Origin of the sequence: Rhodomicrobium udaipurense JA643, from assembly GCF_000636015.1 — a bacterium.
Classification (GTDB): domain Bacteria; phylum Pseudomonadota; class Alphaproteobacteria; order Rhizobiales; family Rhodomicrobiaceae; genus Rhodomicrobium; species Rhodomicrobium udaipurense.
In genome coordinates this window covers 29,540-43,732 of the sequence record NZ_JFZJ01000005.1, presented here as the reverse complement: position 1 = coordinate 43,732, position 14,193 = coordinate 29,540, and the positions used below count along the sequence as shown (strand labels likewise).

Annotated in this window: 15 protein-coding genes; 5 read left to right on the top strand and 10 right to left on the bottom strand. The window is 63.2% G+C overall.

Annotated elements, in window-relative coordinates; genetic code table 11:
* The first annotated feature begins 70 nt into the window (after window positions 1–70).
* Window positions 71–727 (top strand): SOUL family heme-binding protein, encoded by a 657-nt coding sequence (locus T281_RS01750; RefSeq protein ID WP_037233137.1) that lies wholly within the window; start codon window positions 71–73, stop codon window positions 725–727.
* A gap of 40 nt (window positions 728–767) precedes the next feature.
* Here the strand turns inward: T281_RS01750 and dxs are convergent, their stop codons facing one another.
* The 6 genes from dxs to T281_RS01720 form a co-directional block, all read right to left on the bottom strand.
* On the bottom strand, window positions 768–2,699 hold the full coding sequence (gene dxs, locus T281_RS01745) for a 1-deoxy-D-xylulose-5-phosphate synthase (RefSeq protein ID WP_081796527.1): 1,932 nt from the start codon (window positions 2,697–2,699) through the stop codon (window positions 768–770).
* A 256-nt stretch (window positions 2,700–2,955) separates the two neighbouring features.
* On the bottom strand, window positions 2,956–3,243 hold the full coding sequence (locus tag T281_RS01740) for an exodeoxyribonuclease VII small subunit (protein ID WP_052036916.1): 288 nt from the start codon (window positions 3,241–3,243) through the stop codon (window positions 2,956–2,958).
* Between the two features lie 9 nt (window positions 3,244–3,252).
* Window positions 3,253–4,188: a histone deacetylase family protein gene (locus T281_RS01735; RefSeq protein ID WP_013419596.1), complete on the bottom strand. Its 936-nt coding sequence runs from the start codon at window positions 4,186–4,188 to the stop codon at window positions 3,253–3,255.
* A gap of 10 nt (window positions 4,189–4,198) precedes the next feature.
* Window positions 4,199–5,077, bottom strand: coding sequence for an SDR family oxidoreductase (locus tag T281_RS01730; RefSeq protein WP_037233135.1), 879 nt, complete (start codon window positions 5,075–5,077; stop codon window positions 4,199–4,201).
* Between the two features lie 97 nt (window positions 5,078–5,174).
* Window positions 5,175–5,924, bottom strand: coding sequence for a crotonase/enoyl-CoA hydratase family protein (locus tag T281_RS01725; protein WP_037233132.1), 750 nt, complete (start codon window positions 5,922–5,924; stop codon window positions 5,175–5,177).
* A 4-nt stretch (window positions 5,925–5,928) separates the two neighbouring features.
* Window positions 5,929–7,719: an acyl-CoA dehydrogenase family protein gene (locus tag T281_RS01720; protein WP_037233129.1), complete on the bottom strand. Its 1,791-nt coding sequence runs from the start codon at window positions 7,717–7,719 to the stop codon at window positions 5,929–5,931.
* A gap of 133 nt (window positions 7,720–7,852) precedes the next feature.
* Here T281_RS01720 and T281_RS01715 point away from each other — a divergent pair, with 133 nt between their 5' ends.
* From T281_RS01715 to speE, 4 genes are all read left to right on the top strand, one after another.
* Complete coding sequence (locus tag T281_RS01715; protein ID WP_037233126.1) at window positions 7,853–8,815, top strand: L-threonylcarbamoyladenylate synthase; 963 nt, start codon at window positions 7,853–7,855, stop codon at window positions 8,813–8,815.
* 303 nt (window positions 8,816–9,118) lie between these two features.
* Window positions 9,119–9,631, top strand: coding sequence for an adenosylmethionine decarboxylase (gene speD, locus T281_RS01710; protein ID WP_037233124.1), 513 nt, complete (start codon window positions 9,119–9,121; stop codon window positions 9,629–9,631).
* 211 nt (window positions 9,632–9,842) lie between these two features.
* On the top strand, window positions 9,843–10,313 hold the full coding sequence (locus T281_RS01705; RefSeq protein ID WP_013419602.1) for a MaoC family dehydratase: 471 nt from the start codon (window positions 9,843–9,845) through the stop codon (window positions 10,311–10,313).
* Window positions 10,310–11,164, top strand: coding sequence for a polyamine aminopropyltransferase (gene speE, locus T281_RS01700; protein WP_037233121.1), 855 nt, complete (start codon window positions 10,310–10,312; stop codon window positions 11,162–11,164). The genes T281_RS01705 and speE overlap by 4 nt, the downstream gene beginning before the upstream one ends.
* Window positions 11,165–11,529: 365 nt before the next feature.
* Here speE and irrA read toward each other — a convergent pair whose 3' ends face one another.
* Genes irrA through T281_RS01680 form a run of 4 tightly spaced genes read right to left on the bottom strand, consistent with a single transcriptional unit; the run spans window position 11,530 to window position 13,849 of the window.
* Window positions 11,530–11,976, bottom strand: coding sequence for an iron response transcriptional regulator IrrA (gene irrA / locus T281_RS01695; protein ID WP_037233119.1), 447 nt, complete (start codon window positions 11,974–11,976; stop codon window positions 11,530–11,532).
* 11 nt (window positions 11,977–11,987) lie between these two features.
* Complete coding sequence (gene nifS, locus T281_RS01690) at window positions 11,988–13,196, bottom strand: cysteine desulfurase NifS (RefSeq protein WP_037233118.1); 1,209 nt, start codon at window positions 13,194–13,196, stop codon at window positions 11,988–11,990.
* Between the two features lie 19 nt (window positions 13,197–13,215).
* Window positions 13,216–13,512, bottom strand: a complete 297-nt coding sequence (locus T281_RS01685) for a NifU family protein (RefSeq protein WP_037233117.1) — start codon at window positions 13,510–13,512, stop codon at window positions 13,216–13,218.
* Between the two features lie 16 nt (window positions 13,513–13,528).
* The gene (locus tag T281_RS01680) at window positions 13,529–13,849 is read right to left on the bottom strand and encodes a HesB/IscA family protein (RefSeq protein ID WP_037233240.1); all 321 of its coding nucleotides are present in this window, start codon (window positions 13,847–13,849) and stop codon (window positions 13,529–13,531) included.
* Window positions 13,850–14,193 lie beyond the last annotated feature (344 nt).

Sequence of the window (14,193 nt, the reverse complement as noted above, 5' to 3'; positions counted from 1 at the left end):
GAACACATCGGGGTGTGCGGGATTCTCAATCGAGGCGGCAGAACCGTGACCGCCAGCACGAGAGGGTGTCATGCACAGAGCGATCCTGTTGGCGGCGTTGGGCCTGGGCGCGGTGGCGGTCGCGGCCGTTGTCGTCGGCCCGGCAATGAGCCGCGTGGAGCAGCCGGACTTTCGCATCGAAAAGCAGGACGGCGACGTGGAAGTGCGCGCCTACGGCCCGTTGATCGCAGCGGAAGCGGAGGTCAAGGGCCAGCGCCGGGAAGCCATAAACGAAGGCTTCCGCCTGATCGCGGCTTACATTTTCGGCGCCAACCAGCCCAAGGCGAAGATCGAAATGACGGCCCCGGTCGAGCAGCAGAAGCAGAAGATCGCCATGACCGCGCCGGTCACGCAGCAGGGCGGCGGCGCGCGCGACGGCGACGAGAGCTGGACCGTGCGCTTCATCATGCCGAAAGCGTGGACGATGGAGACGCTGCCCACGCCGACCGATTCGCGCGTGCGGCTGGAGCCGATCCCGCCGCGACGTTTTCTCGCGATCCGGTTTTCGGGCTTCGCGGGCGACGACGCCATCCGGGAGAAGACCGACGAACTTCGCCGCTATGCGGAGACGCATGGCCTCGCGATCAAGGGCGAGCCGGTGCTGGCGTTTTACGATCCGCCATGGACGCTGCCCTTCATGCGCCGCAACGAGGTGATGTTCGAACTTGCGGATGGAGCCGCCGGGTAGACGTGGAAGTCTGACGGCGGGGCGAAACAGGCGTGTGATCCTAAGCTCGCTCGTCCACGATGATCGCCGAGGACGTGCCGAGCGCCGCAACGACCGCGCCCACGATGCCGCTGGCATTTAGCCCCGCCGCCTCGTACATCGCTTCGGGCTTGCCGTGGTCGATATACGTGTCGGGGAGTGTCAGCGGGCGCACCTTGAGGCCATGATCGAGCAGGCCGTCGCGCGCGAGGAACTCCAGCACTTGCGAGCCGAACCCGCCGCACGAGCCTTCCTCGACGGTGACGAGCACCTCGTGGTGACGCGCGAGCTGGCGGATGAGATCGAGGTCGAGCGGCTTCGCGAAGCGCGCATCCGCAACCGTGGTCGACAGGCCCATCGCGGCGAGCTTGTCCGCAGCCTTCAGGCTTTCGTGCAGGCGCGTGCCGAGTGAGAGGATCGCAACCGTCGAGCCTTCCCGCACCACGCGGCCCTTGCCGAGCGGCAGCACCGAGCCTTGCGCCGGCATTTCGACGCCGTAGCCTTCGCCGCGTGGATAGCGGATCGCGCTCGGGCGGTCGTTAATCGCGACGGAGGTCGTGACCATGTGCTTCAGTTCCGCCTCATCCGATGGCGCCATCACCACGAAATCGGGCAGGCAGCAGAGGAAGGCGAGGTCGAACGTGCCCGCATGCGTCGCGCCATCGGCGCCGACGAGGCCAGCGCGGTCGAGCGCGAAGCGCACCGGCAGATGCTGCACGGAAACGTCGTGGATAAGCTGGTCGTAACCGCGCTGAAGGAAGGTGGAGTATATCGCGCAGAACGGCTTCATTCCTTCGGTCGCCATGCCCGCCGCGAACGTTACCGCGTGCTGTTCGGCGATGCCGACGTCGAAGGTGCGCTCGGGGAACTCGCTCTCGAACAGGTCGAGGCCGGTGCCGGACGGCATGGCGGCGGAGATCGCCACGATAGTGTCGTCCTTGCGCGCCTCATCGAGCAGGCTCTGGGCGAAAACCTTCGTGTAGCTCGGCGCGCTCGCCTTGACCTTGTCCTGAGCGCCCGTGATGACGTTGAACTTCGTCACGCCGTGATACTTGTCGGGCGCCTTTTCGGCCGGCTCGTAGCCCTTGCCCTTCTGCGTCACACAATGGATCAGCACGGGCCCCTTATGCGCGGAATCGCGGACGTTTCGCAGTACAGGCAGCAGGATGTCGAGGTCGTGGCCGTCGATCGGGCCGACGTAATAGATGCCGAGTTCCTCGAACAGCGAGCCGCCCGTGAACAGGTGGCGCGTGAATTCCTCGGCACGGGCCGCGCGGCGCTCCCATATTTTCGGCAGACGCTGGGCCATGTTCTTGGCGATGTCGCGCACCTTGAGGAAGGTTTCGGACGAGTGCATCCGCGCGAGGTAGTTCGACAGCGCGCCGACCGGCGGCGCAATCGACATGTCGTTGTCGTTCAGAATGATGATGAGCCGCGCGTCCATCGCGCCCGCGTTGTTCATGGCTTCATAGGCCATGCCCGCGCTCATCGAGCCGTCGCCGATGACGGCGATGACGTTGCGGCCGCCATCCTCGCCTTTCAGGTCGCTCGCAACCGCCATGCCGAGACCGGCCGAGATGGAGGTGGAGGAATGCCCGGCGCCGAAAGGATCGTATTCGCTTTCGGAGCGTTTGGTGAAGCCCGAGAGGCCGCCCGGCTGGCGAAGCGTGCGGATGCGGTCGCGGCGGCCCGTCAGGATCTTGTGCGGATAGGCCTGATGACCGACGTCCCAGATGACGCGATCATGCGGCGTATCGAAAAGATAATGAATAGCAACCGTAAGCTCGACAACGCCAAGTCCAGCGCCCAGATGTCCGCCCGTCACGGAAACAGCGTCAATCAGTTCGGTGCGAAGTTCGTCTGCGACCTGCTGAAGTTGATCGGCTTCCAGTTGACGAAGGTCTTGGGGAAACTTGATCTTGTCAAGGAGCGGGGTACGGTTGCTGATTGTCACTTAAACACTTCCTTCAGAGTCCTCGGCCGGTAACGTATGCCGTTTGGGACGTAAAGCCACGCAATTTTTCGTCGCAATCATGGAAGCTGGCGCCACATTTGCTCCGATGCAACAGGGCAACGGAATTGCGCATCCATTATGCCGGGGTGCATTTTGCTCATTTCTTTAAATGAAGGCAGCTCACGCGAAAAATTTGCCAGCTGAGGCGAACCATAGCGAAAAGCTGTTTTCAGACCAGTCTAATGTCTCTGCGGCATTAAACCTCGGAATCCAGAGGCGTCGTGCCGGTGGGCTGGCCCTGCGCTCCAAGCGTGATGCGCTCCACCTTCATCTCGGCGCGTCTCAGAAGCTGGTCGCAGTGAGCGCGCAGCGCCTCTCCGCGTTCGTAGATGTCGATCGATTGCTCGAGTTCGACATCGCCGCGCTCAAGACGGGTCACGATTTGTTCAAGTTCCTTCAAGGCCGCCTCGAAGCTCATCGCCTTGATGTCTGCGAAGGCGGGGCGGGTTGCCGCCGTCTGAGTCGAAGCCGGATCACCGGGCATTGCCATTCCTCAAAACGATTCCAGCAGTATCTTGACATGCGCCGCCGCCGACTGGCCGAGCGCCGAGAGATCGTATCCCCCTTCCAGAACCGAAACGACCCGTCCGCCGCACCGTTCCCGCGCCACATCCACAAGTTTGCGCGTTACCCAGGCGTAATCAGGCTCCGAGAGGTTCAGGTTCGCGAGCGGATCGCTTCGATGCGCATCGAAGCCCGCCGAAATGATGACGAGGTCGGGCGAGAACCGGCGCAGCGACGGCAACACGACGGACTCGAACGCCTCGCGGAATTCATCGCTTCCGTCGCCGGCGCGAAGCGGCGCGTTGCAGATATTTTCCGCCTCGCCGCGCTCGGTGATGCCGCCCGTACCCGGAAACAGCGGCATCTGGTGCGTCGACGCGTAAAACATGTCGGCATGGTTCCAGAAGATCGCCTGCGTGCCGTTGCCGTGATGAACGTCGAAATCGACCACCGCGACGCGCTCAGCTCCATGCACGGCCTTCGCGTGGAAAGCCGCCACCGCCGCATTGTTGAACAGGCAGAAACCCATCGCCTTGGCGATTTCAGCGTGATGGCCAGGCGGTCGTGCGAGGCAAAACGCGTTCGTGGCGCGCTTCTGCATCACCTCGTCCACGGCATATACAGCCGCGCCCGCCGAGCGAAGCGCCGCCTCCCAGCTTCCCGGCGAAAGCATCGTGTCGCCGTCGTCGAGCGGCACGAGTTCCGTTTTCGGCTGATGCGTTTCGAGGAAATCGAAATAGGCGCGCGGATGGCAACGCACGATCTGCTCGGGCGTGGCAAGCGGTGCCTCGACCGTCAAGAGATCCTGAAAGGAGGGATGCGAAAGCGCGCGCTCGATGGCGCGGATGCGATCGGGTCGCTCCGGGTGCCACTCCCCCGTGTCGTGATGGAGGAACGAGCTATGCGTGACGAGAAGAGTGGACATGGGCTTCGGCTTAACCGGGTTTCTTGCCGACCAGCGCCTTCAGCGAGACAGGTGGCACGCTGTCTTCGGGGATAAAGAAGTCTGGCGCAAGGTCTTCGCTTGGGTCGATACGATAATGATCGAATTCTCGCCTGCCGTTCTCCCACAGCAGTGTATCATCGATACAGAAATTTCCGGTGAACTCGCGTGAGGGCTTCGTCAGGATGAGATAGGCCGCGTCCGCGAGAATGTCAGCCTTGCGGCTGGCGCGGATGAGGCTATCCCCGCCGAGAAGATTGGCTACGGCGGCGGTGGCGATGGTGGTTCGCGGCCACAGCGCGTTGACGGCGATCCCGTCGCGCTTCAGTTCCTCGGCAAGACCCAGCACGTAAAGGCTCATGTTGTACTTGGCGACGGTGTAGGCCACGTGGCCGCCGAACCAGCGCGGGTTCAGGTCGAGCGGCGGCGACAGCATCAGGATGTGCGGGTTCTCGGCCTGCTTCAGATAGGGAAGGGCGGTCTTCGAAACGAGAAACGTTCCGCGCCCGTTGATCTGATGCATGAGGTCGTAGCGCTTCATGTCCGTCTGCTCGGTGGGCGTCAGGCTGATGGCGCTTGCGTTGTTGATGACGATGTCGATGCCGCCGAAATGTTGCGCGGCCTGATCGATGGCAGCCTGCACCTGATCTTCATGACGTATGTCGCACTGGATCGGCAGCGCCTTGCCGCCCGCCTGCTCGATCTCGGCGGCGGCGGTGAAGATCGTGCCGGGCAGCTTCGGATGCGGATCGGAAGTCTTGGCCGCGATGACGATGTTCGCGCCGTCCTTCGCCGCGCGAAGCGCAATCGCGAGCCCGATGCCGCGGCTGCCTCCGGTGATGAAGAGGGTTTTCCTGGTGAGCGTTCCCATAATCACTGCCCCTGCTTAGCGTTCTTGTATCATCTTTTTTATTGGTCCGCCGCGTTTCCCGTACCTGCGCGATGACGATTAGCTGGCCTTCCGTCCGTCAGCGCGCGCTTTTCTGTAGAAACGCCATAAACGCCTGTCGGGCCTCGTCCGATCGCACGCGCTCAAGAAATAGCGCACCTTCCTCCTGCATACGTGCCTTGAGCGGAGCTGGATCGCCGCGGAGCAGGCGCTTCGCGATGCGCACGGCCTCGCGCGGCTTCTTCGCGATTGCTTCGGCGGATGCACGCGCAGCGGCTTCGAGCTCTTCCGATGCGACGATGTGATTGACGATGCCCGCTTCCTTCGCCCGCTCCGAGCCGAACGGCGCGCCCGCGACGAGCAGTTCAAATGCGCGCGCGTGTCCCATGGTGCGCGGACCGAGCAGGCTCGACCCCGCCTCCGGCAGAAGGCCGAGATCGGTGAACGGCGTGTGGAACGTGGCGCGCCCGCTCGCAAAGACGAGATCGCAATGGAACATCAGCGTCGTTCCGATGCCGATGGCCGGGCCATCCACGGCTGCGAGGAGCGGCTTGTCGTGTTCGGCGAGCGCCTCGATCAGCGCATAGGCAGCCAGCATGCCGCCGCCCTGCGATGCGGCGAGGAAGTCGGCCATGTCGTTGCCGGCGCAGAAGATGCCGGGGTGGCCGAGCACGAGCGTCGCGCCGATGTCCGCGTCCTCACGCGCCGCCCTGAGGGCATCACCGAGCGCGGCATACATCGCCGCCGTGAGCGCATTTTTCTTTTCCGGACGGTTTAAGCGGACGATCTGCACCGCGCCTTCGCGTGCGACAGTCACATGCTCTGCCATCGGCCTAGCGCTCCCCAAGCACTGCGCCGCCGCGCGCTACCGTTTCATGTGCGTGGGTGACAGCATGTTTCAATCCACTTGTTTCGCCCATCAGACTTTCGGCGAAGTGCCGCGCTTCGAGGACGACAGCCTCCGCGTTGCGGCCATGGCTCTCGCCGCCGCGCGTCGCCGCAAGCGCGCCCTTGGCGAGCAGCGCGCCGCCCGCTGCGAAGCCGAACAGCCGCTGGAACGGCGTCGCGCCGGCAAGCGCGGCGGCCCGGTTCTCTGCGAGTTGCCGCGTCAGCCAGCCGCCCGTTTCTTCGAGCGCGGTGATGCTCTCCCAGAGACATTCGCCCGTGTGGCCCAGCCCGTCGTCGTTAGATGAGGCAACCTCGCGCGCGGTTTCTTTCAATCCGGCGAGGAAGTCGCGGAAGGTTTCACCACCCGCGAGCGGCAGCTTGCGCGTGACGAGGTCGATGGCCTGAATGCCGTTCGTGCCTTCGTAGATCGGCGCGATACGGGCGTCGCGATAGTGCTGCGCTGCGCCGGTCTCCTCGATGAAGCCCATGCCGCCATGCACCTGAATGCCTTCGGACGCCGTTTCGACACCGAAATCCGTCGAGACGGCTTTCGCGATGGGCGTCAGCAGCGCCGCTTCGTTCGCCGCGCGCTTCCTCTCGCTCGCGTCCGCCGCACGGTGGCTGATGTCGATGGCGACCGAGGTCGTGTAGGCGATGGCGCGGGCTGCGGAGGTTTTCGACTTCATGTTAAGCAGCATGCGCGCAACGTCCGGGTGCTCGATGATGGCGACGGACGCATCCGCGGCGCTGCCTTCGGCCGCGCCCTGCCTGCGGTCGCGTGCATAATCGAGCGCCTGCTGGAACGCGCGCTCGCCGATGCCGACACCCTGGATGCCCACGCCGAGCCGCGCCTCGTTCATCATCGTGAACATGGCCTTGAGGCCGCCATTCGGCTCGCCGACGAGCCAGCCCGTAGCGCCGCCCCGATCGCCGAAATTCATGACGCAGGTGGGGCTGCCGTGAATACCGAGCTTGTGTTCGAGTTTCGCTGCCACGACATCGTTGCGCTCGCCAAGCGAGCCGTCCGCGTTCGGGATGAACTTCGGAACGACGAATAGCGAGATACCCCTGGTGCCGAAAGGTGCGTCGGGCAGCCGCGCGAGCACGAGATGGATAATATTATCCGTCATCGGATGCTCACCATAGGTGATGAAGATCTTCGTGCCGGTGAGTTTGTAGGTGCCGTCGCCGACGGGTGTGGCGCGCGTCTTGAGAGAGCGCAGATCTGAGCCAGCCTGCGGCTCCGTGAGCTGCATCGACCCGGTCCATTCGCCCGAGATAAGCTTCGGCAAATATTGCGTCTGAAGGGCGTGCGCGCCGTGGGCGATGAGCGCGTGAACGCCCGCCTGCGTCAGAAGCGGGTTGAGGCCGAATGCCATGTTCGCGCCGTGCCACATCTCCGCGACGGCCATGCCGAGCGAGACGGGCAAGCCTTGGCCGCCGTGCTCCTTCGGCGCGGTAAAGCTGCCCCAGCCCGCCTCGACCCACTTCGCGTAGGCTTCAGTGAAACCTTCGGGCAGCACCACCTTGCCATCGACGAGTCGCGCGCCCTGCGTGTCGCCCGCGCGGTTGATCGGCGCAAGTTCCTCGTTCGCGAACCGCGCAGCCTCTTCGAGAATGGCCCGCGCCGTGTCCATGTCGAGGTCTTCGAAAAGGCCGCCATCGATCAGCCGGGAGAAGCCCGCGATGTGGTCGAGCGTGAATGCGATGTCCGCGACGGGGACGCGATAGGTCATGGCTCCTCCAGGCTGGAAAGTCGGGGTCGGCACGCCCATTCGTTTTTGCTGTTTTCCACGGGGCGCAAGATGAATACCTTAATCTGAAACGCACTCCCGTTAAACAGAATTGCTCCAGAACAAGGTAACACTGATGATCGAGAACGCCGATGGAACGGCGATCGAGAAGGCCGCGCACATCCTGCGTTCGGGCGGCCTCGTGGCCTTCCCCACGGAGACGGTTTACGGCCTCGGCGCGGACGCGACGAACGGCGTGGCGGTCGCGCGTATCTTCGAGGCGAAGGGCCGCCCGCGCTTCAATCCGCTGATCGTGCATGTCCCGGACGCGGCCGCCGCGCGGCGCTTCGCGATGTTCGACGCTGAAACCGACGCGCTGGCCGCGCGTTTCTGGCCGGGACCGTTGACGCTGGTGCTGCCGTTGAGGCCCGACGCCGAGCCGCCGCTGAGCGATCTTGTGACGGCGGGGCTCGATACGGTGGCGATTCGCGTGCCGCGTCATCCCGTGGCGCGCGCGCTCATCGAAGCGGCGGGCGTGCCCGTCGCCGCGCCGAGCGCAAACATCTCCGGACGCATCAGCCCGACGCGCGCGGCTCACGTCGCCGAAGATCTCGGCGGGCGCGTGGACATGATCCTCGACGGGGGTGCGGCGGACGCGGGCCTCGAATCGACCATCGTTGCGCTGAAGCCGCGCCCGACGCTGCTGCGGCCCGGCGCCGTCGCGCGGGAGGACGTGGAAGCCGCGCTCGGTTTGCGGCTCGCGGATCGGGGCGAGGGGGACGGCGTCACCGCGCCGGGGCAGCTCGCGAGCCATTACGCGCCGAATGCGAGCGTGCGCCTCGATGCGCGCGAGGCGCGGCCCGGGGAAACCCTCCTGGGGTTTGGCCCCGCCGCGCCGGAGAACGCGCTGAACCTCAGCCGCGCGGGCGATCTCCGTGAAGCTGCCGCGAACCTTTTCGCCTGCCTGCGCGCACTCGACGCCGAGAAGCCCGGGCGCATCGCAGTCATGCCGATCCCCGAAGCGGGGCTAGGAGAGGCGATCAACGATCGTCTTCGGCGCGCCGCCGCCCCTAAACCCACAACCAGGCCGGGTGATTAGAATATCGTCATCCGATAACGGGGCTATTGAGAAATATTTTTTGGAAGTTGGGGGTGTCGCCTCTCAAAAGAACCTGTCGCCTCCGCTCAAGGCCGCCCCAAAAGAGGCCCTAAAAAAGCTCTAGCGATATTAAAGTGTTAGCGAAAACGACCGGACGAAATGCCCTCCGAGCCATCCCCCAAAAACATCTGCGGCAAATATTTTGGGGCCGAATGCAATTTTTCTCTTGAATTGGGGGGCAATGCGATGCAAATACCCCCCCTGTTCACATCTGGACATCTACTGGTTGGGGAGGACGCCATCATGGCATTCCATGACGCCCTCTTCCAATTGGGGATGGACTTGGATCGAGGTTCAAGCACCGCCCAAACGGAAGAAAAGCATGCCCTTGTCGTCACGCATACGGACGGCGAGGATCGTAAAGACTATTTCTGTGAGCGCAACGGCGTGAGATTCGCCGGAACGCACCTCTTGGTCGACGTGCTGAATGGCACTCGGCTGGACGATATCGACCACATCGAACAAACCTTCAGGCGGTGCATCGAGGTGTCGGGAGCTACGCTCCTGCATATCCACCTGCATCATTTCACGCCCAATGGTGGCGTGTCTGGGGTGGCGGTGCTGTCCGAATCGCATATTTCGATCCACAGCTGGCCGGAATACGGCTATGCGGCACTTGATCTTTTCATGTGCGGCCATGCCAAGCCCCATCTGGCGATCGAAGTGCTTCGGGAAGCGTTCGAACCGGACGAGATCATCGTCAAGGAGATCCTGCGCGGCCAGGAAGCTGCCACGCAGATGAAACTCGCCGCGTAAGCGCGGCCGCGGAGCCTCGCCTCGTGCGAGGCAATTCCGCTTCCAGGCGCCCCGCACGACGGGGCGTTTCCTTTTTTCGCAACGAACCGTTGCCACACATCTGTGACCGCGCTTTTCCGGCGCGGTCCACAAGTCGATGCGTCGCGCCAGTTGTAGCGCGCGCATCGCCAGTCTATTTTCCAGAGCAAATGAGGGGCGGGAGCGATCGTCGATGCCTGAGACTTTGCTTTATCTGGAAGACTTCCACATCGGAAGGCGGTTCGCCGCAGGGCCAATCCCGGTGTCCGAGGAGGCGATCATCGCCTTCGCGAAAGAATTCGATCCGCAGCCGTTCCACACGGACCCGGAAGCGGCGAAGCATAGCATTTTCAAGGGTCTGGCCGCCAGCGGATGGCATACGCTCGGCCTGACCATGCGCCTGCTGGTCGAGAATGGTCCGGCGATGGCGGGCGGCTGGGTCGGCTTCGGCGCGGAGGTTTCGTGGACGAGGCCGGTGCGCCCGGGCGACGAACTGTCCGTTGAATGCGAGGTGATCGACGTCACGCCCTCGGCTTCGAAGCCGAACCAGGCGATCATCACCTTCCGCATGGAAACGACAAACCAGAAAAGTGAAACCGTTCAGGTTCTGACGACCAAGAACCTGGCTTTCAAGCGCGGGTACGCGCCGGGAGACAAGACATGACGCGCTGGGTCGAAGAAACGCTGCATCCGAATTTTCGCTGTGCGCTCAAGGCGGATCGCGTGCTGTACGAGAACCAGACAGAGCACCAGCATCTCATCATCTTCGACAACGAGACCTTCGGGCGCGTCATGATGCTCGACGGCGTGGTGCAACTCAGCACGACGGATGAGTTCATTTATCACGAGATGATGTCCCATGTGCCGCTGTTCTCGCTCGGCGCGGAGCGTGCGAAGCGCGTGCTCATCATTGGCGGCGGCGACGGCGGCGTCATGCGCGAGGTGCTGAAGCACAAGAGCGTGGAGCGCTGCGTGCTGGTCGACATCGACCGCACTGTGGTCGACCTGTCGAAGGAGCACCTGCCCGAAGTGTCGCAAGGCGCGTTCGACGATCCGCGCGCGGAGGTGATCATCGCCGACGGCGTGAAGTATGTGGCGGAAACGGACGAGCGCTTCGACGCCATCATCGTCGACTCGACCGAGCCGGTCGGCCCTGCGGCCGTGCTGTTCACGCGCGGGTTTTTCGAGGGCTGTGCGCGGGCGCTGAACAAGCCGGGCGTGCTCATCACGCAGAACGGCCTGCCATTCATGCACCCGGACCATCTGCGCGGCACGATGGAACTGTTCAGCACGATCTTCGCCGACCGTGCGACCTATCTCGTGGACCAGCCGACCTATTTCGGCGGGCCGTTCGCGCTGGCCTGGGCTTCGAACGACACGAGCCTGCGCGACACGCCGCTGGACGAGATCGCGAAGCGGCACGCGGCTTCGGGGATCCCCACGCGATACTACACGCCCGACGTTCACAAGGCGGCGTTTGCGCTTCCGGGGTATGTGGCGAAGCTTTCGGTGTAAGGTATTCCTACGCGCGGCGGTTCTCGTAACGGGAACCGTCAAGAGCGCGTGCTGGAGCGTCCGTCGCTGATGGAATAAAAGCGCGCCCTTCCTCGTTGAACATGCCACAGCGTCGTCTGCTTTGGCGGGTCAGGACTTGGAATCGGATTCGAACAGGTTGCGCGCAAACCTGTTCGGTCTATGCCCGACAGCGTCGGCACCGGGGCATGATGAGCCCCCTGCGGATGCGGATCAAATGACATCCACCCCGCCACGCCTTTTCGCGATGTACCGGCACCGCCAACCTTGGCAACGAGCGCTCGCAGCCGCGACAACAGGAGTGTCGCGCGTCCTGGCGAACGCGCCCACGCCTTAGCCGCACAAATTTACCGCGCCTTCACCAGCCGGATCAGCACGTCGATACGAGCGACTTTCATGCCTTCCGGCAACTTCGGCACCGTCACCGTCACTTCGTTCTCGGGCTCAAGGTCGACAAGGCGGCCTTCTTCCTCAAAATAGAAGTGCTGATGATCCGAGATCTTGGTGTGGAAGTAGTTTTTCGAGCCCTCGATCGCGACTTCACGCAGCAGCCCACATTCGGTGAGTTGCTTCAGCGTGTTGTAGACGGTGGCGAGCGACACGGCCATCTTGTTGGAGACGGCTTCGGCGTGAAGTTCCTCCGCCGTTACGTGGCGGTCTTTTTCCTTGAACAGGAGCTTGGCGAGATCGATCCGCTGCCGCGTCGGGCGCAGGCCCGCATCGCGAAGCTTCGCTTCGACCCGGCATGTCGCTTCCCTGCTGTCCGTAACCCGAACTTCTTCCGGCAGATACACAGCACCCTCCCCTATCGAACCCCGGCGCCAAGCCCAGCTTGCGCCATCTCGCCCATCGTCGCAGCGAAGCCAGAGGCTTCACGCGCTTTTTCCACTATCGCGGGCAGTTTGGCAAGAACACGCCCCAAATCCTCGTCCGTGCTGGTATGCGCGAACGAGAAGCGGATCGCCCCCAAAGCGGCGGCGTAAGGCACCTTCATGGCCCGCAGAACATGAGATGGCTCTGTTGAACCCGCAGCACAAGCGGAACCGGAGGACGCTGCAATACCAGCCTTATCCAGTTCCAGCAGGATCACTTCACCCTCGGCGCGGTCAAACACGATATTCGATGTATTCGGAAGCCGGTTCTCGATGTCGCCGGCAACGAACGCATCATCTATGCGACCAAGTGTCGCAATCTCGAAAGCGTCGCGAATCTGTCGCACGCGCTCGCAGCCGCCGCCTTGCAGGCGCTTCAGCGCGAGTTCGGCGGCCTTGCCGAGCCCGACGATGCCGGGCGCATTCTCGGTGCCCGCGCGCCGTCCGCGCTCCTGTTTGCCGCCGCGAACGAGTTGATGGAAGGCCACGCCCTTCTTTATATAAAGCGCGCCGATCCCTTTCGGGCCGTGAAACTTGTGCGACGAAAGCGACAGCATGTCGACATCGGCGGCCTTGACGTCGATCGGGATGCGCCCGACAGCCTGAACCGCGTCGGTGTGGAACAGCGCGCCTGCCTCATGCGCAAGTCGCGCAAGCTCCGCCACGGGGAAGATCGTGCCGGTTTCGTTGTTTGCCCACATGATCGAGGCGATGGCGGTCTTCGGTCCGAGCGCGGCGCGATAGGCGTCGATGTCGAGACGCCCCTTGCCGTCAACGCCGATGACATGCACCGTGACGCCGCGATGGCGCTGGAGATGCTGCACGAGCGCGAGGATCGCCGGGTGCTCCACGGCGGATGTCACGATCTCGTTGCGGCCGGTCTGAATTTCGAGCGCCGACAGAAGCGCCGTGTTGTCCGACTCGGTGCCGCCCGAGGTGAAGACGATCTCGTGGCTTTGCGCCGCACCGATCAGCGCCCGCACCTGATCGCGCGCCCGATGGATGGCCGCACCCACTTCCTTGCCGAAGCCGTGGATCGACGAAGCGTTGCCGAAATGCTGGGTGAAGAAAGGAAGCATCTCCGCCAGCACGGCCGGATCGAGCCGCGTGGTGGCGTTGTTGTCCAGATAGACCGGATGCATTTGCCCCTTCTTTCTAAAGCTAGTGGCCGCCCATCGCGGGGATGAGCCGCACAGGATAGCCGAGCTTCGCGATGATCTTGGCCTGAATGCCGTGCACAGTGACCGACGCAAGCTGACAGCCGACGCAAGCGCCCGTCATCCGGACCTTCACGATGTTGCCCTCGACCTCAAGCAGTTCGCAATCGCCGCCGTCGCGCTTCAGATGCGGACGCAGTTCTTCGATGGTTTCGCGAATGAGGCGCAGTTTCGTTTCTTCGGCCGTTTCGACCGGAGCGCCGCATGCAATAGTTTCGGCGCGTTCCATGACTTCGAACATTGATTAATTCCTTTTGTCAGCCGAACGATTTACCGCAAGAACAGCTCGCCGTCGCTTGCGGATTATCGAAGGTGAAGCCCGAGCTTTGCAGGCCGATCACGAAATCCACGGTGGTGCCTTCGAGCATCTGGACGCTGTCGCGATCCACAAAGACTTTAACGCCGCGCTCTTCGACGACGATGTCTTCGGGGTTCGGGTCGGCTACGAGACCCATCAGGTATTTGAAGCCCGCGCATCCCCCCGCGTCCACGGCGAGGCGCAACCCTTCGATGGGCGTGTCCGCGCCCTTTATGGCGGTGCGAACGGCGTTTGCTGCGGCTTCCGTTAGGTAGATCATGCGGCGGAGCCTTTCTGCTGTAACCTGCATTCGCTCAAGGCAAAGCAACGCTCGTGCCAATGCGGCAAGTGCCTGCGATCCTTGATAAATGTCAAATCTGGAATGGATCGAAGATCCCTTTTGTCGCATTTCCGACACGTCGGAAGCGGAACGGAGGGTGCGGTTCAACAGGTTGCCTCGCACGGGCGTCGATAGAGCGAGGTCGCACGCAACGTCGCATGCTGCGCGCGAGCCTCACAAGCATTTGTCTTCCGTGTGCCAGCGCTTGAGGCCAAGAATGCGCCTCGCCGGGCGTGTTTTCCATGCGCGATTTCACATCGTCGCAGGCGACAACATCATGTTAC

Coding starts and splice junctions, on each gene's coding strand:
- T281_RS01680 (WP_037233240.1), bottom strand. CDS start 13,849: ATGATCTACCTAACGGAAGCCGCAGCAAACGCCGTTCGCACCGCCATA.
- T281_RS01720 (WP_037233129.1), bottom strand. CDS start 7,719: ATGACCTATCGCGTCCCCGTCGCGGACATCGCATTCACGCTCGACCAC.
- T281_RS01725 (WP_037233132.1), bottom strand. CDS start 5,924: ATGGCAGAGCATGTGACTGTCGCACGCGAAGGCGCGGTGCAGATCGTC.
- T281_RS01685 (WP_037233117.1), bottom strand. CDS start 13,512: ATGTTCGAAGTCATGGAACGCGCCGAAACTATTGCATGCGGCGCTCCG.
- T281_RS01740 (WP_052036916.1), bottom strand. CDS start 3,243: ATGCCCGGTGATCCGGCTTCGACTCAGACGGCGGCAACCCGCCCCGCC.
- T281_RS01750 (WP_037233137.1), top strand. CDS start 71: ATGCACAGAGCGATCCTGTTGGCGGCGTTGGGCCTGGGCGCGGTGGCG.
- T281_RS01715 (WP_037233126.1), top strand. CDS start 7,853: ATGATCGAGAACGCCGATGGAACGGCGATCGAGAAGGCCGCGCACATC.
- T281_RS01735 (WP_013419596.1), bottom strand. CDS start 4,188: ATGTCCACTCTTCTCGTCACGCATAGCTCGTTCCTCCATCACGACACG.
- nifS (WP_037233118.1), bottom strand. CDS start 13,196: ATGCATCCGGTCTATCTGGACAACAACGCCACCACGCGGCTCGATCCG.
- speD (WP_037233124.1), top strand. CDS start 9,119: ATGGCATTCCATGACGCCCTCTTCCAATTGGGGATGGACTTGGATCGA.
- T281_RS01730 (WP_037233135.1), bottom strand. CDS start 5,077: ATGGGAACGCTCACCAGGAAAACCCTCTTCATCACCGGAGGCAGCCGC.
- speE (WP_037233121.1), top strand. CDS start 10,310: ATGACGCGCTGGGTCGAAGAAACGCTGCATCCGAATTTTCGCTGTGCG.
- T281_RS01705 (WP_013419602.1), top strand. CDS start 9,843: ATGCCTGAGACTTTGCTTTATCTGGAAGACTTCCACATCGGAAGGCGG.